Here is a 20,614-nt window from a genome sequence, read left to right as displayed (position 1 = left end):
TAAAATGCTATCAAAGTCTCATAGTGTCGTTTGGATCTTAGTACTGTTAATTACCACCCTTGGTTTTTCGCAATCTAACGAAGTATTATCTTCGGAAGCTCTTGTTACTAAAACCAATCACGGGACTTTGATTAAGCACCCTAATCTTTCTTCGCAATATATTGATGCCCGTACAATCGAAGTTTTTTTGCCCACAGGATATTCTGATACCTCAACACCCTACGGAGTTTTATACGTGCACGACGGACAGAATGTTTTTAATGCAAAAACTGCTGATGTAAGGTTGGATTGGGGATTAGATGAAATACTGGATAGTTTGTTACAAGCAAATGTGATTAAAAATACGCTGGTTGTCGCAATCTGGAATAATGGAGCTAAACGATTTTCTGAATATATGCCGAAGGCACCAGCGGTAGCAACCGAGAACCCAGAAGCTAGAAAAGCGCTACTGCAAAAAACGGGCTATGACAAATTATATTCTGACGACTATTTAAAATTTATTGTTACAGAATTAAAACCGTTTATTGACAGCACTTATAATACCGCAACAGCACCTAAGGATACTGCTATTATGGGAGCATCTATGGGAGGACTTATTTCGCTACATGCGTTAACAACCTATCCTCATATCTTTGGTGCTGCCGCTTGTTTATCGACACATTGGCCGGTTCCTTTTTTGGGAAATGCCTATATTAATACGCTCACCAACACCTTACCGGATCCAACAACTCATAAGTTATATTTTGACTATGGCACCTTATCTTTGGACGCTCAATATGAACCGTACCAGCTACGCGTGAATGAAATTTTGAAGAATAAGGGGTATAAAGAAGGTGTAGATTTTATTTCTAAAAAATTTGAAGGCGCCTCACATAACATCCAAAGCTGGAATGCCAGAATACACATTCCTATAGAATTCATTTTAAAAAAATAATTAAATAAAATTGATGAATAAATATTTATCCATACTAGCATTGGTTTGCATTTCTTCACTGACTGCTCAAAAATCATATACGCGTCAAGATACTTTAAGAGGCAGTATCACCCCTGAGCGTGCATGGTGGGATTTGACGTATTACCACCTGGATATCGAAGTAAAGCCTGAAACCAAATATATTTCAGGATCCACTACCATTCAGTATACGGTACTGGAAGCTAAGGATGTGCTTCAGGTAGATCTACAAGAACCCTTGCAAATAGACAGTGTTATCCAGCATGGTAAAATTTTAAAAGTACGCAGTGAGAAGAATGCACATTTTGTATCGTTAGAAAAGAAACAACAACCGGGTGCTACCGATTCATTACATGTATATTATAGTGGCCATCCCCGAGAAGCCGTGAATGCGCCTTGGGACGGAGGGATTTCGTGGAAAACAGATGCTAATGGAAAACCTTTTATCGCATCATCATGTCAAGGGCTGGGTGCCAGTGTCTGGTGGCCAAATAAGGATCACATGTATGACGAGGTGGACAGTATGCTTATCAGTGTCACGGTGCCCAAAGACCTTATAAATGTTTCTAACGGACGTTTACGGAAGGTAATTTCTGACCAAAGCACCAAAACATACCATTGGTTTGTAAGCAATCCTATCAACAATTACGGAGTCAATATAAATATTGGTGACTACGTACATTTTGGCGAAACTTACGAAGGTGAAAAAGGTCCGCTAGATATGAATTATTACGTTTTGCGTGATCATCTGGAGAAAGCTAAAAAACAATTTAAAGATGCTCCCAAAATGATGAAAGCTTTTGAGCATTGGTTTGGCCCCTATCCCTTTTATGAAGACAGTTTTAAACTAGTAGAAGTTCCTTATCTGGGGATGGAGCATCAGAGCTCTGTGACCTATGGCAACCAATATAAGAACGGTTATCTTGGCAAAGATCTCTCTGGCACCGGTTGGGGTCTTAAATTTGATTTTATCATCGTACACGAATCAGGACATGAGTGGTTTGCTAATAACATCACCTATAAAGATGCAGCAGATATGTGGATTCATGAAAGTTTTACGGCCTATTCAGAAAATTTGTTTTTGGATTACTACTACGGTAAAGAGGCGTCAGCAGCCTATGTAATCGGTACACGGAGATCAATACGTAATGATACACCCATCATTGGTACGTACAATGTGAATCAAGAAGGTTCAGGAGACATGTATTATAAAGGTGCCAACATGCTACATACGCTAAGGCAACTGGTGGATAATGATGATAAATGGCGTACTATTTTAAGAGGACTGAATAAGAAATTCTATCATCAAACAGTTACAACAAAACAAATTGAATCCTATCTAAGTGATAGTACCGGCATCGATCTTTCTGCTTTTTTTAATCAATATTTAAGAGATACCCGAATACCAGTGCTGGAATATGAAATGGTTGACACAAATAAGTTACGTTATCGATATAGCAACATCGTAAGAGATTTTGATATGCCTATTCGTATTCGTGTAAATGATACATTGCAATGGATACAGCCTAATGCAGCATGGCAGACCCTTACAGTTAAAGATAAAGAGTGGTCGATAGATCCGAATTTTTATGTGAATAAAAAAGAAAAAAGGTAGTATCACAGCATGAAAGCAGTTACCGTTAAAACACTAAAGGTTGAATTAAATGAACGTTCTCATCATGAACTGGTAGAGCTGTGTCTACGTTTATCTAAGTTTAAAAAAGAAAACAAGGAATTGCTTACCTATCTGTTGTTAGAAGCGCAAAATGAAGCTGGTTTTATCGAGAGTGTGAAGGAAGAAATAACCGATCAATTTTTAGAAATTAATACCAAAACATTTTACTTTATAAAGAAAAGTGTGCGTAAAATTCTGCGGATGGTCAAAAAGTATATTCGCTATTCCAAAAATAAAGAAACTGAAGTAGAGCTTCTCCTCTATTTCTGCGAACAACTCTCGGAGTTTTCACCTTCCATTAAACGTAACATTACCTTGCTCAATCTATACCGTCGTGAGCTAGCCTCGATTGAAAAGAAGATACAGGCATTGCATGAAGACCTTCAATATGATTATAAGCAAGAATTGGATGAATTGACTAATTTTTGATTTAAAGTTTAAGGCAAGTTAGTGGGTATGCGAAATTGAAAGCATCGGCTATAATGCAAAGCTAACTTATAACGGTAACAAAATGTGAGATTAGTAGATAAGCAAAGATGTATCCACGTTGTGCGAAGAGTAAACAAAAAACCACAACATTACTGCTGTGGTTTGCATTATATTTCTTTTGTTTACTCATACCGCCACTAGTTACAAACTAGCGGGAGCACATACGAGCGGCAGCGGGGGCTACTTGTTTTGAAAGCACCTCCAACTTTTTATCTTTAAGTTCTAGTAATCCAGTGGTATCTCGACCTTCTTCTTCAAGTTTATCTATAAGATAGTCATAAAATATGGTTACCTCATCTTTTATCTCTGTTGGCTTATAAGACCATTCTATTTTATGCTTACAAACTAGTTTTGAAATTTTGTCCTGAGTCTCGAGCATCCTATAACTGGCATCCAGCTCAAACATATCAAGCACATACTAAGAGCAGCGAGGGGCTAGGTTTTACTTTCAATTTAAGTTTGCTTCAATTTTTTCCAGTACATCTGAGTTAATACTTAACACATTAGAGTTTAGTTTTTTCATATCAGTAAAAACTGTTTGCTTTATTGATTTAGGCAAAGAATAAAAGCTTTCACCTATTTTAGTTTCTCTCTCATCATCTAAAGATGCTCCCTCATGATCTATTACAGTCTTTATGTTTTTATGAAAAATAACAATTTTTAACCTATCATAATCCTCTTTTGATTTTGTCTTATATGTCAGAACGACATCGACTAATTCATCATTATCTAAATCAGCTACATGAATAAAATCTTTAAGAAAGTTTATGTCATATTCCTCTGAATAATCTTTTTGGACAACAGAATCATTTAAGTCCCAAATCAATTTTGATTCAAATGCTTTTTTTTCAGCATAATAAGAATAAATTATCTTACTGTCATAATCATGAGTTAGAATCAAATAATAGTCTCCTGACTTATCTAATATTTTATAACATGCAACGAAATCTCCTTTATAATCAATATTATCAATTATCCCTGAATTTAAGAGGGAATCAAAATCTCCTCTGGATAATGTGTTAACAGCAACTTTTACAACTTGTTTTACTGGTTGTTTTTCTTCTACCTTTTCTCTTACAGAAACGTCTACGTGTTTTATCTCCCCCTTACAACTAACATTTAGCAATAAAACTAGAAGAATAGATGTAAGTGTATTAATTTGTCTTATCTGAATCATTCTTAACTTTTGTGTAAATTCCTAACTTATAATTTAATTCACTAGAACTCGAATAGTTTTTTTCATCATCCGTAAGATTATCTTTTTTAGTTATATTATAATCTTTAGGTATATAAAAACCATTTAAAAATTTCGATTTTGTCTTTTCTCCATAAGAAGTAGTTCTTATGGAATCTCCTTGATTCCCCCCTAATAAAAGGTATCTTCCTTCTTTTGTTTTTCCTGCAATGAAACCAATGTGTCCGTGATCACTGTCACTATATTTAGTATATACAGCTAAAGCACCAAAAATAGGCTTATCGATCTTTTTATAGATAACTCCAGCTTCAGCGCTTTTTCTAAATTCTTGAGAGTTTGATCTTTTCCACTTCTCTTTGTGAACGTCTAACCCAGCTTTATTTATGCACCAAGACAAAAATGAAGCACACCATTGCCCGTCAACATCGTCATCAGGAGAATTATTATTACCAGCAAATGTTAAGTAACCCTTACCCATTGTCAACAAAGGTTCTTTCCCCTCGTGGCATCCAGCTGCCTTTTCAGCTTCTTCTATTGCAATCTTCATCCATGGAGCTCTTCCCTCTACTTCTAGTTTTTCTAAATTATTTACACACTCCGTTCCAAAATAAAAGACAGATCTTAATTGCATAAAAGATTCAATTCTATCATTCCAGCCATTTGGATGACTTTTTAATGTGTTCGATTTAGAATAACCATTGATGATTTTAGATTGTAACCAAAAATACTTTTCATCTTTATTTATAAGTGGAGATAAATCCAGTAAATTTTTACCTAATCCCTTATTAAAATGACTAAGCCTTTGTCGTCTTAGGTTGTCATAACTAGACCACTTTTTATTCCACTTGGGAACTTTCTTGGATTTAAAAAACCAACCACTTGAATCTACCGTATAATGAAGATTTTTTGAAATTAAGTCAGGATCACTTTCAATATTTGGATCATTAATATGTTTCGAATAAGACTTATAAACACCTGCTAAATTATAGTAACCCGTGCTTTCATTTTTATTTCCTGTCAATTGGATCATTCCTCTTCCCTTATAGATACTTTTACTTGACAAATACTTACTTTTTTCTTCTTTATTCTGTTGAAACCCTCCTGTCTCGTGCGCTGCTTGTGCTAAAAATGATATTTTGTCAATACAAGTTTTGAACCCATACTTCTTAAACATTCTATTTAGCTCATCTGTAAACGAAGCAAAATTTTTATCTGTAATATCACAACTTTCATGAATACCATTCCATAGACTGTCTTTGCCAGAAATTCGTTTTACCATAGCGATAACTTCTTTTTCTATAAGCTCTCTAGAACACAAGCAATTTCCACCTTCAGGGAACATCAATCTCATTTGATTGATAAAAGCAATCGGATGAAAATGATGTACCATATCAGTACTGGGAAAGCTACGCTTTGGTTTAGCGTTCCCTTTTGTTTGTTCTTTTTCTTTTGTTGGTGTCAAAGTAGAAACAATGTTTTGACTACCGTTCGTCTTCTGCTGGTTTGTTTCTGGTTTTTTTGAAGTGGTTACGTTTGCGTCAGGATTATTATCTTTTTTTGGAGACTCAAACTTGATGTTTGCCTTCTTAGCCTCATCCCACCACATGAGCTGAGCTACGTGTTTTGAAAGCACCTCCAACTTTTTATCTTTAAGTTCTAGTAATCCAGTGGTATCTCGACCTTCTTCTTCAAGTTTATCTATAAGGTAGTCATAATATATGGTTACCTCATCTTTTATCTCTGTTGGCTTATAAGACCATTCAATTTTGTGCTTACAAACTAGTTTTGAAATTTTGTCCTGAGTCTCGAGCATTCTATAACTGGCATCCAGCTCAAACATATCAACAACTTCTTTATTCTTTGATATACTCAACTTCTTCCATAGCGATTGTATAAATTGACTCTCTGTACTTTCTTTATCACGCAGATCTTTGATATCATACATATACTCATCACCTCCATCTATTTATTCAAATCCAAATTTAGTCCAGTCATAGGCATTAAATGCTGTTTTATCAATATTTAAATCTTTGGTAGCTACCCAGCCTTCTTTTTTTATCTTTTTTCTTGCAATAATTTCTTCACATTCTACATAGATATGTTCATCACTACTCCTTGCGTTGAGCCTTTATCTTTATAGAATACAGCAACACTATTATCATGACAGATTTCTTGATCCGGAGTTTCCTTGCCTTTTGGAACATTTGAATAAGCAGTACTTATATCTTGCGATAGCATAGTATCTTCTCCTTTTTTGAATGGCACTTCTTTGGCGATTCACGTGGCAGGTAATGATTTACAGCATTTCATTATTTAATCAATCCCTTATAAATATCATACCTGACCTAAAATATGAAAAACTTTCAGTTTCAGGAATTACTTTGAATACAATTGTATCTTTAGATTTTATAATTAAACTAACTTTTGATTTACTATCGGGGAAGTAATAAGATATTAGCTCCCCTCTATAATCATTTTCAAAACATTCAAAAACACTGCCTTTAGATTCAGGGTCACAATCAATTAAATCACCTTGCAACCCGTATATAAGGCAATGTTTTCCATAAATAATATTATTTATTTTTTGGAATGTCAATCCAAAATCTTGCTTATCATTATTATCTTGATAATGCCAATTGCCAATTATTGCATTACAATCTAATTTTTCCTTTTCTAATTTTTCAACTACTTGATTTGTTTCTTGGTTTATAGATGTATTTTTTTGGGCTTTTGAAGTACAACTTATCAAAAGAACTAATACTAAGCAAAATTTAACGCTCTTTACCATATATAAAACTATTAGCTCTTTTAATCCAACCATTTTTCCATTTTCCATATTTAGTAGGGTTATTAGTAGCAAGATTCGTGTAATGTCTTATTCTTGCTTGTTTATATTGTTCATGCAAAATTAAAGGATCTTCACTATTAATTAAGTTTAGAGTTTGTTTTCCTATTTTACCATCGACGGATATAGAATGACTTAATTTATTTAAGGCTCGTTGCATTATCTTAGCACCATTTCCTAAACCTCCATTTACACACATATCAGCATACTGAACTGCAACAAATTTATCACTTATCAAATGAACCTTAGCATCTGTCCAATAATTCTTTTTATAAATAGCTTCTGCAGTTTCTTTTGTTAAATTTTTCATATCACTAACAGTAATAGTTCGTTTCATATAAGCTTGTAAAACTGGTGCTGAAATACCATGATTTGTCCCAATCAATTTATTACCTATATAATTACCACTATCAGTTGTGTCATTTTGATACCCTCCTTCATGTTTAAAAAGGGTTGGTAAGAAATATTCTTTAAAATATTCATCTGGATTCCAACCGGTCGTAATCAATTTCATATGCTCTACAAAAGCAATTGGATGAAAATGATACACATTATCATTGCTTACAGGAAAAGTACGTTTGGGTACTTCAGCCTCTTTTTGTTTTTTACGTTGTGCCTGCTTTAATGCTGTAGTTTCCTGCATAATACTAAACCTGCTTGGCTCTTCCTCTTTAGAAGTGTCAGTTGTTTTCTCAGTTATCGGGCCATCTTGTATTTTATCCCAAAAGCTAAGCTTCTCGATCTTTTCCTTTAACAATGCAATCTTTTCATCTCTTGCTGTTTCTAAGTCTTGCCGCTGGCCTTCTTCCTCCTCCTGCTCGATACCTTTTGCATAAATCGCTTCGATTTCTTGCTTAAATGTATCAAAATTTTGTGACATATTCCATTCACTGGAGTGCTTACATATTAGCTTGCTTAGCTTTGCTATCTTTACCTCATCTGACATACAGCGTTGCAGTTCTCGAACACTCACTACCTTGTCTTTATCGGTCAACTAATCTATATAGATACCAACAGGTTGGATTAGCTAAAAAGTAAAAATGTTGCCAAACTGTGGGCGAGGAGCAAATAAAAAATCCACAACATACAATGCTGTGGATTAATCATATATCGTTAACGCTTACTCATACCGCCACTAGTTGTAAACTAGCGGAAGCACATACTAGGAGCAGCGGGGTGGATTAATTTACGAGTTCAGCTAACTTTCTTTTAGACCATTCACGCTCTTTAAGAAAATTATCCTCTTTTTTAACCTCGAATGAGTCAATTTTTCTCCAAATATCTTTATCGTTGCAATGATATAACTCTTTTACATAAGTTTCCTTTTGATAAGGTCCTTCAGGTGTGTCTTTTATATACTGCTTATCAATTACAAAAGCATAAATCTCAAACTCTTTCTTAAATGCGTCTAAGGATAAATTTTTAATACGCTCCAATTCTACCTCAGTCTCTTCTTCTGAATAATCATCCATCTTTTCCTGCCACTTTAATGCTCCTAATTTAGAAAAAGTATAAAATAAAATATTCCCTATATCATTGTAGTTTGGCAAATAATCAGATTTCATAACTAAAAGACCTTTAGGGTGCCAATTAATGTCTTCTTTATCTTTCAAAATAAAATCAAAATCTTCTTTTGAATATTTCAATTTTTCTGTTTCGGTCTTTACTTTTGTTATAGTACTGTCTTTTTTGTTGACAGTTGATAACTCTAAATTATTAGAAGCTTTTTTACAACTAAGAAGTAAAACCAATGTGAAAAAAAAAATACAAAATCTTAACATAGGATAATTTTCAAATTTTAATAATTAATAGGTCTATAATAACCAACCCACCCGTCATGTCTATTCAATGCCTTAGAATTTTTATTATATATAGCAGTACGTGTACAATCAATTCCCGAATGACCTCCATTTTTGACTTGTTGAGATTCCCCACTTGCACCACCACTTCCTATGGCTTCCAGAATCCAAACTACATCTTTAATTTCTTCATATTTATATACTATACCAGTATGTCCATCATATTTTACAATTTCATTTCCATTTTTATCTTTTTTAACTCTTTTTCTTCGCCATACAAAAATATCTCCAGATTCAGGAATAAAATCCGCCTTGTCGCTACCTTCTACAAGTTGTACTTTATTCGATCCTATTGCTTTTCTAAAATCTGCTTCTGTGGTCATTATGCCTGTATGAATAGCTTTATATTTTGGCATACAACCAAGTTTATGAAGATATATTCCAACCGTTTCTGAGCAATCCAAAGCTGCCATACCTTCATCAGACAACGAACTTCGTTCCCCTTGTTGACTATAAGGGATATGCTTGTCTACTAAAAGCTTCATTTCTTCTAGTACAGACTTCATTTTGCCACCATCACCCACAATTAACTTCATATGCTCTACAAAAGCTATCGGATGAAAATGATAAACATTATCATTGCTTACAGGAAAAGTACGTTTGGGTACTTTGGCTTCTTGCTTCTTTGTATGTTGTGCCTGCTTTAAAGCTGTTGTTTCCTGCATAATACTAAACCTGCTTGGCTCCTCCTTTTTAGAAGTGTCAGTTGTTTTCTCAGTTATCGGGCCATCTTGTATTTTATCCCAAAAGCTAAGCTTCTCGATCTTTTCCTTTAACAATGCAATCTTTTCATCTCTTGCTGTTTCTAAGTCTTGCCGCTGGCCTTCTTCCTCCTCCTGCTCGATACCTTTTGCATAAATCGCTTCGATTTCTTGCTTAAATGTATCAAAATTTTGTGACATATTCCATTCACTGGAGTGCTTACATATTAGCTTGCTTAGCTTTGCTATCTTTACCTCATCTGACATACAGCGTTGCAGTTCTCGAACACTCAGTACCTTGTCTTTATCAGTATCTACCAACTCCCAGATATCATTAATAAATTGATGGGGTTCTGACTCATTTACATAATCGCCAAATTGGTAAAAATATTGTGTACCTGTATCTTCTTTTAATTTCCACCCTAATGTTTCCCATTGATACGGATTCTTTTTGGTTAAGTCATCATACTTAATCCATCCTTTTTTATCCTTCTCCTTGCCTTTTCCCTGTACCTTCCACCACTTAGTTTTGTTAGTGGAATCCTCGAATGTTTCTATTTTACGAATTGGGGTAGGTTCTTCAATTTTTATACCCTTATCTGTATCCATTGGATCTTTATCATAATAACTTGTAATAGGTTTTGATAACGCTACCCACGCTCCCTTTGTTCCTGATACTTTATCGTTGGGTACCCAAAATTTTTGACCTGCTTTGGGGTGAATGTATTTAACTGTTCTGGTAGGATTATCTTTTGTATTATCACTTGCCATCCAAAGGATAGAACTTATGCCTTCTTCTAACGCATTTGAAAAATACTCATTTACGACTTTAAAATCGTAAACATGATATCCTTTTGGAGCGGTTTCATATCCTTTCTCTCCGTTATCTCCATCTTCATCTTTAGTATATATATTTCCTTTGACCGGTAATACGATATTTTTAATAGATTCAAAACCTATTTGTGTATAATGGTCACCTTGCTGGTAGATCTTTACTTTAGTATTGGCGTTTAAAAAGTCACAAGGAGTAGCTAACTTAAGACTTTTATCTGCCGGTACTTCATAAGTTGTACGTCCTTTATCTTCTTTGTTATCAATAAATTTGGATACTCCTTCATCATCAGTAAACACCTCTAGATGCATGGCGTTATAATGTGATTGCTTTTCAAAAGCAAATTTAGATGGCACGCCAACAACTTCTCCTGCCTTAATAAGAATATCAACATTTTGAACACTTGTATCGTCAATTTTATTGACCTTAACAGTGTCGCTAACTTTTTTCTTTATTGCTGTACAATCCCTTTTGAGAACGTATTGACCTGTTTTTTTAACTTTGTACCAATTCGGGTTTTTAGTTTTTTCTACTTCGAGTTCCACATCTTTACATTCCATCCCGACATAACATCCTTCTATAGCATCAAAAAGCATGGTTCCTTTGGCACCACTTTTATCAAAAGTGCCACTGTCAAATTCTCCTTTTTCTTTTTTGACATAGATTACTTTAGAAGTGGTTTCATCTACCGGTTGTAACCAACCCGTAAATGCACAAACCGTACTTCCATCTAATTCAAAAAGTCTATATTTTTTACCTTTTTTTTGCCTGAGCCAATGCTTTTCTGGCAATGTCTCAATCTTTATTTTAGATTTAGTAAGGGTATCCCCTTTTGTAACAAATTTAAATTCTGTTGCTTCATCTTTACTAATATGACTTTCATCAAATTTACGAACTTTCAAGCCTAGTTTTGGCAAGTCTTTTTTAGTCGTTACTATATATTTTGCAAAACAATCCGGAATGTAATTACCACTCTCCTTTTCTAATGTTTTTTTTGGCTTTAAGTGCATATACAAGCTATAAAAACGTAGCTTTTTCTTTTCGGGTGTCTCAAAATTATGTTGAATGAGTATAAAACTATTGGAGTAGTTACGACCTGTGTCTTTTTCGGTCAGATAATCTTCTGTCAACCGATAAGCGATAATGCGGCCATCAGCTATCGCACGCACTACCCTACTATATTCAATATGTATCCCACCATGCCAAGAGTTTAAGCGACCGATAGGAAAAAAACCAAATTGGTTAGAATGACCGTAATAACGATCTTTTATAGATTCTTTTTCTATCTCGGATTTGACATCAGTTCTATTAATTAAATCCTCTGCCACTATTGGGTATTCGACCTTCATACTTGTGTCTTTTAAATACTAAAATCTACTCGGGATAGATATCCTCTATTTTCTGGTGCTGCTTCTTCTGCCAAGCTAGCTTGGTTAGCAAGGGCATCGTTTAGGTTGCTATTCTCACCTGCAGCTGTTGCTCGTACGCGGTTGAGAAAGTCATGATTAGGAAACGGGATTTCCTGTAAAGGCATAACATTGCTGGGTTGCCCCGCGCCCGTACCTATTAATACCGTAGCTTCACCAACGGTAATGACACCCCCATGGGCCGTCATATCACCAACGGTTGCGGCTGGTTTACCGCCAATCAATACGGTTCCGCATCCTTGTGCAATGGTATCCGGTGGTCCCGAACAGGTACACATATCACCCATCACAGCGGCGGGTTTGTTACCGATTAACACAGTGGCTATTCCCGGTCCCGTAATCGGGCCGCCTACGTGTGGAGTGCTTCCTGTACACATAGGGCATGTATGCATACTTCCTATAGTGGCTGCTGGTCCTGGCATAATAGATAAATTTTAAGAGTCTTTGATTTTAATTTAGTTTGATAACACCACCCGAAACTTCGGTCATTGCGCTTCCTGATATTTTTGTCTGAGCACTATTAAGCTCTGCCGTTGTTTGTCCTTCGACAATAGTGTTTTGACTGGTAATAGTAGCATTGGTTGATGCCTCTATAGCGATGGCAGCGCTACTTAACAAACTGGTATCTTGATCTGACTGTAAACTGATCGTACCTTGTGACAAGGCTTCGATACCGGATTGTGCTGCCAAGTTGATGTTCTCTTCGGCATTGAGCCTGATATTCTCTGCGTTCAATTCAATATTCTTGGCTGCAAAGGTCATATTTTCATTTGCGGTGACTTCAATACTATCGTTTGCAGTATCGATCACCACCATATTGTTATTTCTATCTCTTACCGTAATACGTTCTTCGTTAGGGGTGTCATTAAATTCTATGACGTGTCCACTTTTTGAAACGATAGTTTTAAAATTATTTTGATCCTGTCCGCCCGAACCGGTGGTACCGTTAAATAAACTTCCCATCACAAAAGGTCTGTTGGGATCGTTATATTTAAATCCTACCATCACTTGATCATTAACCTCAGGCACAAAAACATGTCCGCGGTTTTGAGCATGATGTTCGCTGCTTCCCGCATCGGGTGTCATCACCTCGATCCATGCACTTTGCATGCCGGCAGATTGCCATAAAAAGCGAACTTGTACCCGACCTTTTTGGTCCGGATCTTCATTGGATACTACGGTTGCAATTTGTGGTTGTGCTACCGGTAGTTTTACTTTGGGAGTTGGCAGTACGGTAACCCCTGCCGGTATTGCCTCAAAGCTATTGGTATAGGCACCATGCCCTGTGGCAGAATGGGTAATGGATGTAATAAGATAACTCCCGTAACGCTTTTCGTCAAAACTTTTATTATCGTAACGGGCCGATTCTAAATTAATCACTACGCCAATTCCTAATCTTTTGTCTGTACTTTTACCTTGTACAGTATTTAATGCTGCAGAGGCAGCTGCTTGATTTTTTATAAGTGCCTGGTCTAACTGACTCTTATCTTCGACCTCGAAGCTATGAAATGAATTAGGTGTGAATCCATATACTTCTTGTGAAGTCTGAAAAGCGTGGTTACCCAGTTCGCTCAATCCTTCTACTTGATTGGTTGTTTGAGATAACACCAATTCGTCATTGAAACTATTGTAATTATAGCTTGATGCTGTGTGATTTACAACATTCATCCCAATAGAGATCTCACTAATTCCTTCTCCATAGGCAATTTTAATAGGATCTTCTAATTCGGGTTTACCAAAATGTAGTGTTAAGCCATCGTAAAAGAACCACTCATTATATTGTTTCGCCAAACGCTTGAGTACTTCAAAATGACTTTCTTTATACTGCGCTTCATAGGCCAATACCGGATTCTCTTCAGGTTGTACCACAGTATGTTCAGGATAATCATTGATTAACTCTCCTACAATATTGCTTAGCGATTTTTGTGTCCATGATTGTAGATGTGCACCTGTTTCAAGCATAATGGTTTTTGAGTAGCCTTTGACCACCAAGATTCCGTGAAATCCGTTTTTGTGCACTAAACTTACATGAGTTGCCACACCCAAAAACTCCTTTTCGTCAATAGTTATAACCACTGCTTTACCCAACCAATCCTTGGATCGTTCTATGGTATGTGATCCATTTTCTTCAATTTCGTCATAATCAATATGTATCTCAAACTCATGATGTTCATGAATTTTTTGAGTTAATGACAAGGATTCGAAGTTACTTAAAAATTGATCATTGATACTGATCAGTATGCTTGATTGAGACATTGGTTATAAGAATTAGAGTTAAGTATGAACCCCTAATATTTTAGAATACTTAGGGTTGACAAAAAGTAAACGAGTAGGCAGAACACCTACTCGTTTATGGTAACTAAGCTACCGGCCAGCGATTATCAATTGCTGCATTACCGATAGTCATCTCTTCGGCAGATACCGTAAAGTTGATAGTCATAGGCACGTCCCCGTTTACTTCAAGATTCTCTTTGTAGTATACGATATACCCGTTTCTAAACTCTACTTCTTTCATTTTTGCATCCTCTTCAGATTTCTTAAAAATGATTTTTCCTTCAACAGATTTAAATTGACTGTTTAACATCGCTTCGATTACAGAAGTATCAGATGTAGACTCGATTGTAACGTTGATACGACCTCCATAAACGTTAGAAGCAATTTTACCTTTCTTGTCAGTATCTCTACTGAAAGCGTATTCTGTTGCTAATACGTCAAATTCTTTTCCTCCTAGCTCTAAAGTAGCTCTAAATGATCCCATGTTGTTTGGTTTTAAAAAAATTAATTAATGTTAGAAAGAAACATGTTGATTTTTGTTACTAGTATAAAAAATCTCGATGTCTTTTTTAAACAACTTAAAAAAGACTCTTACTTATACGTAAAACTGTGGAAGGGATACCGACTATAAGAAATGCAAAAAATGCATGTACATCGGCAGACTTGTGACAGTTTATTCTAAAAGAAGAAGAAGATTCTAAATTGTCATTTTCTTAGAGTAAAACTACTACTTAAATTCAAATATGCAACATATCTTCTTAAAAAAAACAAAATAATATTCTAAATAATTTGAAAAACAGCGTATTACGTAATCAAAAAAATTAACATTCATAAAGAGTCAGGGGGAAAATCCCCCCCCTTTATTTTGAGGATTATATAAAAAATGACTTAGCGCTACGTAAGTCCCAGCATAATCTCTTATTATATTTTATTTTTATCTTTTATGCCTAAACGTTTACGGTAACTCGATCCCATTTCACATATCACTAATGTTTTAACTATAAGATTATGCTACATCATCGATACAACTTAGGCTTTTTTCCTACACCCATACAATTGCTTCAAAACCTATCGAAGCATTATACTGACTATAAAATCTACATAAAGCGGGATGATCTTACCGGTTTAGCCTCTGGAGGAAATAAAACCAGAAAATTGGAGTATTTGATTCAGGCGGCTTTACAAAAGGGTTGCGATACTGTTATCACTGCGGGAGCTCAACAATCTAATCACTGTCGGCAAACAGTCGCAGCGTGTGCTCAAGCCGGCTTAGAATGTCATTTGTTGCTCGGCGGAAAAGAACCTGAAAAGTATGATGGAAACTTATTGCTATCACATATACTTGGGGCTCATATCCGTTTTACAGGAAACAATCGCAAAGGAGAAGATATTGATGTTGTAGAGAAGAGGTTAAAAGCTTCCGGGAAAAAAAGTTACGTGATACCTTACGGAGGATCAAACCTCACGGGTGCTTTGGGCTTTGTCACTGCTGTAAAAGAATTAAAAGATCAGCTAAAGCAGACTGATACCACAATAGACTATATTTTTTTTGCATCCAGTTCGGGAGGCATGCAAGCCGGATTGACCTTAGGTGTTGCCAAGTTTGACCTAAAAACCACCCTCGTTCCCATACGTATCGATAAAGAAGAAAATAACGGACGCTCAATTCAGGAATCTGTACTAACGATTGTACGGTCTGGCGCTGAGCTGCTTGACATCGACCGTGATTTCACCCTATCCGACATTCCTTTAATCACCGGGTACGACGAAGCCGGATATGGACACCTATCTGAAGATGAAAAATCAGTCTTATATAAACTAGCTCAACAAGAAGGTATATTATTAGATCCTGTATATACCGCTAGAGCTTTTTATGCTATGCTTGATCATTTAAAACACAATAAAATTAAGAAGGGTGCGAACGTTCTATTTTGGCATACCGGAGGTTTTCCTGCTATATTTGAATACGTAGATCAAATTCAATTAAGATAAAAGTTTTACGATCTTTCTTTCTATTATATTCTCTAATAAACTTAACGAAACATACATATTCTAACCTTCTCTAAATATTGCAAAGCAATTCCGCATAAACTGATTATTTATATAGCTTTCTATCAATCACTAATAGGAATCCGAGAAAATCAGGTAAATACATATTTCCTTAATTTAGAATCGTGACATTGAGCGCCTACCAAATTTATATCTCAAAAAATAAGGCTGATTTAGAAAAAATACAACACAACGGATTATTTAAAAAAAGTGCTTTATTCAACGGCTTTAAAGCTATTTTAGATTTTAATAAAAATTCAATCCACTTCAAACCCAATTCTCTTTTGCATTCAGCATACTACAAACGTGCAAATTAGGTACTTCCAAATAGTAACAATAATTAAAATCCCATAACTCATAATTTTAAGACTTCAATATTTTCAAAACCCACGTTTTTGGCTACATTAGTAGCTTCAAAATGATTAAAAAATTCCCTTACATGATTAAAAACACATACCGACTGTTGCTATCTACCGCAGTCGCCTTATCCATTAGTGGATGTTCTGTGCTTCCGTTTAAGAAAGGAAAGACTGCAGCAGCCACAGAAACAAACAAATCAAAGTCAACTGATAAAGATGCAATCAAACCTTATAATAAGGTTATTACCGATAAAGCGGTGAGCGATTCGGGCTTATTTACTGTCCACAATATTGACAGTAAGTATTATTATGAAATTCCCGATTCGTTGCTTAATCGTGAAATGTTAATGGTGACCCGAATCGCTAAAACTGCTAACGGTATAGGCTTTGGAGGTGGAAAACAAAATACTCAAGTGCTCCGTTGGCAACGTAAAAACAAACAAATTTTGCTACGCGTAGTGTCTCACCAGGTTGTGGCATCAGATTCGCTACCGATTCACGAAGCCGTAGAAAACTCTAATTTTGAGCCTGTACTTTATGCTTTTCCTATCAAAGCCTTCAATAAAGACTCAGTAAATGGTAACAACGCTACGGTTATCGAAGTAACCAATCTGTTTAAAAAAGATGTCAAAGCTTTAGGGCTTCCTCAAAATCGTAGAAAACAATATAAAATATCCAAGCTCGACGACAGTCGCTCTTATATTGACACCATACGAAGTTATCCGTTAAATATTGAAGCGCGTCACGTAAAAACCTATATCGCAGCCGAACCTCCTTCTAATGCAAGTACGGGATCCATTTCGATAGAAATGAGTAACTCAATGATTTTACTTCCTAAGAATCCAATGAAACGACGTTATTTTGATCAACGTGTGGGATGGTTTGCCAGAGGGCAGGTCGATTACGGATTAGAAGCGCAAAAAAGTGAAACCGTACGTTATCTTGATCGATGGAGACTTGAGGTGCGTGAGGAAGACCAGGAAAAGTTCAAAAATGGGGAACTTGTGGTTCCTAAAAAGCAGATCGTATATTATATAGATCGTGCAACACCACAAAAATGGAGAAAATACATAAAAGAAGGTATTGAGGATTGGCAGGTTGCTTTTGAGGCTGCCGGTTTTAAAGATGCGATCATTGCTAAAGACCCGCCTAGTATCGAAGAAGATCCTGATTGGAGTCCAGAAGATGTTCGATATTCTGTTGTTCGCTATTTGGCTTCTCCAATTCCCAATGCTAATGGACCCCATGTTAGTGATCCAAGATCTGGAGAAATATTAGAAAGTGATATCAACTGGTATCATAATGTGATGTCTTTACTACGCAACTGGTTTTTTGTACAGACTGCAGCCATCAACCCGAATGCACAAGGTGTGGCGTTTAAGGATGAAGTTATGGGACGTTTAATTCGCTTTGTTTCTTCACATGAGGTAGGTCATACTTTAGGATTACCACATAATATGGGAAGCAGTGTTGCATATCCTGTGGATTCCTTAAGAGATCCGGAGTTTACAAAAAAATACGGAACAGCTCCGTCAATAATGGATTATGCTCGCTTTAATTATGTAGCGCAACCAGGCGATGGTGATGTTGCACTGATGCCTAACATCGGAATATATGATAAATATGCCATTATGTGGGGGTACAAACCTATTTTGGACGCTACTGCCGAAGGTGAAAAGAAAACCTTGGATAGTTGGATCTTAAAACATCAGGATGACCCGATGTACCGTTTTGGAAAACAACAACGTGGTGTAATTGATCCGAGCTCACAAACTGAAGACTTAGGAGATGATGCCGTAAAAGCAAGTATGTACGGAATCAAAAATTTACAGCGTATCGTACCTAATCTAATCACATGGACCGCAGAGGATGGTAAAAACTATGAAGATCTCAAAACGATGTACGAACAGGTATTGGGTCAGTATAATCGTTATATGGGCCACGTAACTTCTAATATTGGTGGGGTATACGAGTACTATAAAACATACGATCAAGAAGGTGCCGTGTATACTCATGTTACAAAAGCAAATCAAGAACGTGCCATGGCATTCTTACAGGAACAACTTTTTGATACACCTGAATGGTTATTAGAAAAGAATATTTTTGACAAAATCGAATCTGCCGGTACTATAGAACGTATTCGCAAGTTTCAAGTGCGTACCTTGGATAATCTTTTAGATCATGGCAGAATGGCGCGTTTAATTGAAAACGAGGCACTAAATACTAAGGAAGCCTACACATTACTTGACATGATGGGTGCCTTACGTAAAGGGCTCTGGTCAGAATTGAGGTCAGGCAAGAAAACAGATGTTTATCGTCGTAATTTACAAAGAGCTTACATCGATCGTATGGAGTTTCTAATGACGAAAGAACAACCTAAAATTCCTGAAAATATGAGACGCTGGGTAGTTCGTACCGATGTAAATGCATCGCAAAGTGATATTCGTGCCGTGGTTCGTGCTGAGCTTAATACACTTCGTCGTGACGCGCGCAATGCAATTGCGAGAACATCAGATAGAATGACAAAATACCATTTACAAGACATTGTAGAGCGTGTTTCTTTAATATTAGATCCTAAGGCCTAGTATTTCAAAGCTAAACCTTATCATTATCAAAATCCTGTTTGACGAGTCAAACAGGATTTTTTAGTATCAGAAAGCAACTATTTAATTATCTATGTATCTAATAAGAAACAAAGCTTCATGAAGAAAATCGTTTTATTGATTATCATATTAAATTTGGTAAGCTATTCTTGTAATTCAGATGATGATACCAACCCTCGAGTATATGAAGATTTATGGGTACTTGTAAAAATGTCCGGAACCCAACCGAATTCAGAAACCACAGGAGATGCTATGGAGTGGCAGGAATTTTACGATTTCTCTGACGATACTACTTTCATAAAATCCAGAACCCGAAACAATACAACTATTGAAATATTCGGCGTGTATAAGGATTCGGTAGTACAGGGAGAAGCAGTTTTGTTCTTAAGCTATCCGGAGGATAACGAAATTATCGGATCTTGCTCCGGTACTCCTGAAGAGCAACTATATTTCACATCTGCAACTACGATGATTAGCAACTGGCAGGCATGCGACGGACCTGCTTTGTTCTATGAAAAAAGATGAGAGCCTCGGCAAACCTGTCAAAAACAGCTTTATTTCCCCAAAGAATAGCTATCAGTTTATCTGTCTTCAATGTTTTTGATTTAGATAATAAAATCCTTCTATAAACAAATAAAATATGTAGTTTTAAACTTGTGTTCTATACTTCTATGATCGGTCGTATTTGAACCAATTCACTAATTAAAAGTCTACCAGCTACATGAATGATATTTTATCTTTCGGAATTTTAACGTTCACATCTTTCTTTACCCTTTTAAACCCGTTTGGCACCATGCCTATCTTTATGACGATGACCGCCGATCTGGATCAAGCGCATCGAACAAAAACTGCAAAAAAAGCTTCCATCGTTTCATTTATAACCATCATTCTGTTTGCATTTTCTGGTCAATTATTATTTAATTTTTTCGGTATTTCGGTCAATAGTTTTCGAGTAGTTGGTGGCGTTATTTTCTTCCTTATGGGAATGGATATGTTACAGGCACGATTGGGTAAGGTAAAGGTAAACGCTTCAGAAGTTAAAACGTATGTGGATGATATTTCAGTAACACCCTTGGCTATTCCAATGATATGTGGTCCGGGCGCTATGACTAATGCCATTGTGATGATGGAAGATGCTGATACAGCTGAACTAAAAGGAGTTTTGATTTTTGCAGTATTTTTGGTTATAATTTTGACTTATATTATTTTGTATAGTTCTTCTCGAATCATGAAATTTTTGGGACAAACAGGCGTCAACGTGATGATGCGTTTGATGGGACTCATTGTGATGGTTATTGCGGTCGAATTCTTTTTTAGCGGACTCAAACCGATCGTTTTAGACATGATGAACTAA

At 36.0% G+C, this 20,614-nt stretch carries 18 protein-coding genes; 7 read left to right on the top strand and 11 right to left on the bottom strand.

The window, feature by feature from the left end:
- The first annotated feature begins 4 nt into the window (after nt 1–4).
- The 3 genes from ACJRPK_RS16455 to ACJRPK_RS16445 are packed head-to-tail and all read left to right on the top strand — an operon-like array spanning nt 5 to nt 3,056.
- Nucleotides 5–934, top strand: a complete 930-nt coding sequence (locus ACJRPK_RS16455; RefSeq protein WP_407141509.1) for an alpha/beta hydrolase — start codon at nt 5–7, stop codon at nt 932–934.
- A gap of 13 nt (nt 935–947) precedes the next feature.
- Nucleotides 948–2,567: a M1 family metallopeptidase gene (locus ACJRPK_RS16450; RefSeq protein WP_407141508.1), complete on the top strand. Its 1,620-nt coding sequence runs from the start codon at nt 948–950 to the stop codon at nt 2,565–2,567.
- A 9-nt stretch (nt 2,568–2,576) separates the two neighbouring features.
- The gene (locus ACJRPK_RS16445; RefSeq protein ID WP_407141507.1) at nt 2,577–3,056 is read left to right on the top strand and encodes a hypothetical protein; all 480 of its coding nucleotides are present in this window, start codon (nt 2,577–2,579) and stop codon (nt 3,054–3,056) included.
- Nucleotides 3,057–3,264: 208 nt separating this feature from the next.
- Here ACJRPK_RS16445 and ACJRPK_RS16440 read toward each other — a convergent pair whose 3' ends face one another.
- The 11 genes from ACJRPK_RS16440 to tssD all read right to left on the bottom strand — a co-directional run bounded on the left by ACJRPK_RS16440 (nt 3,265) and on the right by tssD (nt 14,733).
- Nucleotides 3,265–3,522 (bottom strand): hypothetical protein, encoded by a 258-nt coding sequence (locus ACJRPK_RS16440; protein WP_407141506.1) that lies wholly within the window; start codon nt 3,520–3,522, stop codon nt 3,265–3,267.
- A 42-nt stretch (nt 3,523–3,564) separates the two neighbouring features.
- Nucleotides 3,565–4,293: a M949_RS01915 family surface polysaccharide biosynthesis protein gene (locus ACJRPK_RS16435; protein WP_407141505.1), complete on the bottom strand. Its 729-nt coding sequence runs from the start codon at nt 4,291–4,293 to the stop codon at nt 3,565–3,567.
- Nucleotides 4,271–6,256 carry a CHAP domain-containing protein gene (locus tag ACJRPK_RS16430; protein WP_407141504.1) on the bottom strand — a complete coding sequence of 662 codons (1,986 nt, stop codon included), beginning with the start codon at nt 6,254–6,256 and terminating at the stop codon, nt 4,271–4,273. Before ACJRPK_RS16430 ends, ACJRPK_RS16435 begins: the two co-directional genes overlap by 23 nt.
- A 143-nt stretch (nt 6,257–6,399) precedes the next feature.
- Nucleotides 6,400–6,549 (bottom strand): hypothetical protein, encoded by a 150-nt coding sequence (locus ACJRPK_RS16425; protein WP_407141503.1) that lies wholly within the window; start codon nt 6,547–6,549, stop codon nt 6,400–6,402.
- Nucleotides 6,550–6,628: 79 nt separating this feature from the next.
- Nucleotides 6,629–7,147, bottom strand: coding sequence for a hypothetical protein (locus ACJRPK_RS16420; RefSeq protein ID WP_407141502.1), 519 nt, complete (start codon nt 7,145–7,147; stop codon nt 6,629–6,631).
- On the bottom strand, nt 7,083–8,129 hold the full coding sequence (locus ACJRPK_RS16415; protein WP_407141501.1) for a glycoside hydrolase family 108 protein: 1,047 nt from the start codon (nt 8,127–8,129) through the stop codon (nt 7,083–7,085). Before ACJRPK_RS16415 ends, ACJRPK_RS16420 begins: the two co-directional genes overlap by 65 nt.
- Nucleotides 8,130–8,337: 208 nt before the next feature.
- On the bottom strand, nt 8,338–8,937 hold the full coding sequence (locus ACJRPK_RS16410) for a hypothetical protein (protein ID WP_407141500.1): 600 nt from the start codon (nt 8,935–8,937) through the stop codon (nt 8,338–8,340).
- Nucleotides 8,938–8,954: 17 nt separating this feature from the next.
- On the bottom strand, nt 8,955–11,897 hold the full coding sequence (locus ACJRPK_RS16405; RefSeq protein WP_407141499.1) for a hypothetical protein: 2,943 nt from the start codon (nt 11,895–11,897) through the stop codon (nt 8,955–8,957).
- Nucleotides 11,898–11,908: 11 nt separating this feature from the next.
- Nucleotides 11,909–12,397, bottom strand: a complete 489-nt coding sequence (locus tag ACJRPK_RS16400; protein WP_407141498.1) for a PAAR domain-containing protein — start codon at nt 12,395–12,397, stop codon at nt 11,909–11,911.
- 28 nt (nt 12,398–12,425) lie between these two features.
- Nucleotides 12,426–14,231, bottom strand: coding sequence for a type VI secretion system Vgr family protein (locus ACJRPK_RS16395; protein WP_407141497.1), 1,806 nt, complete (start codon nt 14,229–14,231; stop codon nt 12,426–12,428).
- A 103-nt stretch (nt 14,232–14,334) separates the two neighbouring features.
- Entirely contained in the window at nt 14,335–14,733 is a 399-nt protein-coding gene (gene tssD / locus ACJRPK_RS16390) for a type VI secretion system tube protein TssD (protein ID WP_407141496.1), read from the bottom strand.
- Between the two features lie 524 nt (nt 14,734–15,257).
- Between tssD and ACJRPK_RS16385 the strand changes: the two genes are divergently transcribed.
- The 4 genes from ACJRPK_RS16385 (at nt 15,258) to ACJRPK_RS16370 (ending at nt 20,614) form a co-directional block, all read left to right on the top strand.
- Nucleotides 15,258–16,241 carry a D-cysteine desulfhydrase family protein gene (locus ACJRPK_RS16385; RefSeq protein ID WP_407141495.1) on the top strand — a complete coding sequence of 328 codons (984 nt, stop codon included), beginning with the start codon at nt 15,258–15,260 and terminating at the stop codon, nt 16,239–16,241.
- A gap of 496 nt (nt 16,242–16,737) precedes the next feature.
- Entirely contained in the window at nt 16,738–19,242 is a 2,505-nt protein-coding gene (locus ACJRPK_RS16380) for a zinc-dependent metalloprotease (protein ID WP_407141494.1), read from the top strand.
- Nucleotides 19,243–19,359: 117 nt separating this feature from the next.
- A complete protein-coding gene (locus ACJRPK_RS16375; protein ID WP_407141493.1) occupies nt 19,360–19,785 on the top strand; it encodes a hypothetical protein in 426 nt (141 codons plus the stop codon).
- 196 nt (nt 19,786–19,981) lie between these two features.
- A complete protein-coding gene (locus ACJRPK_RS16370; protein WP_407141492.1) occupies nt 19,982–20,614 on the top strand; it encodes a MarC family protein in 633 nt (210 codons plus the stop codon).

This window comes from Aquimarina sp. 2-A2, assembly GCF_045505135.1.
Taxonomy (GTDB): domain Bacteria; phylum Bacteroidota; class Bacteroidia; order Flavobacteriales; family Flavobacteriaceae; genus Aquimarina; species Aquimarina intermedia.
Note: the sequence above shows the minus strand (reverse complement) of the source record. Positions and strands in the feature narration are given on the sequence as shown.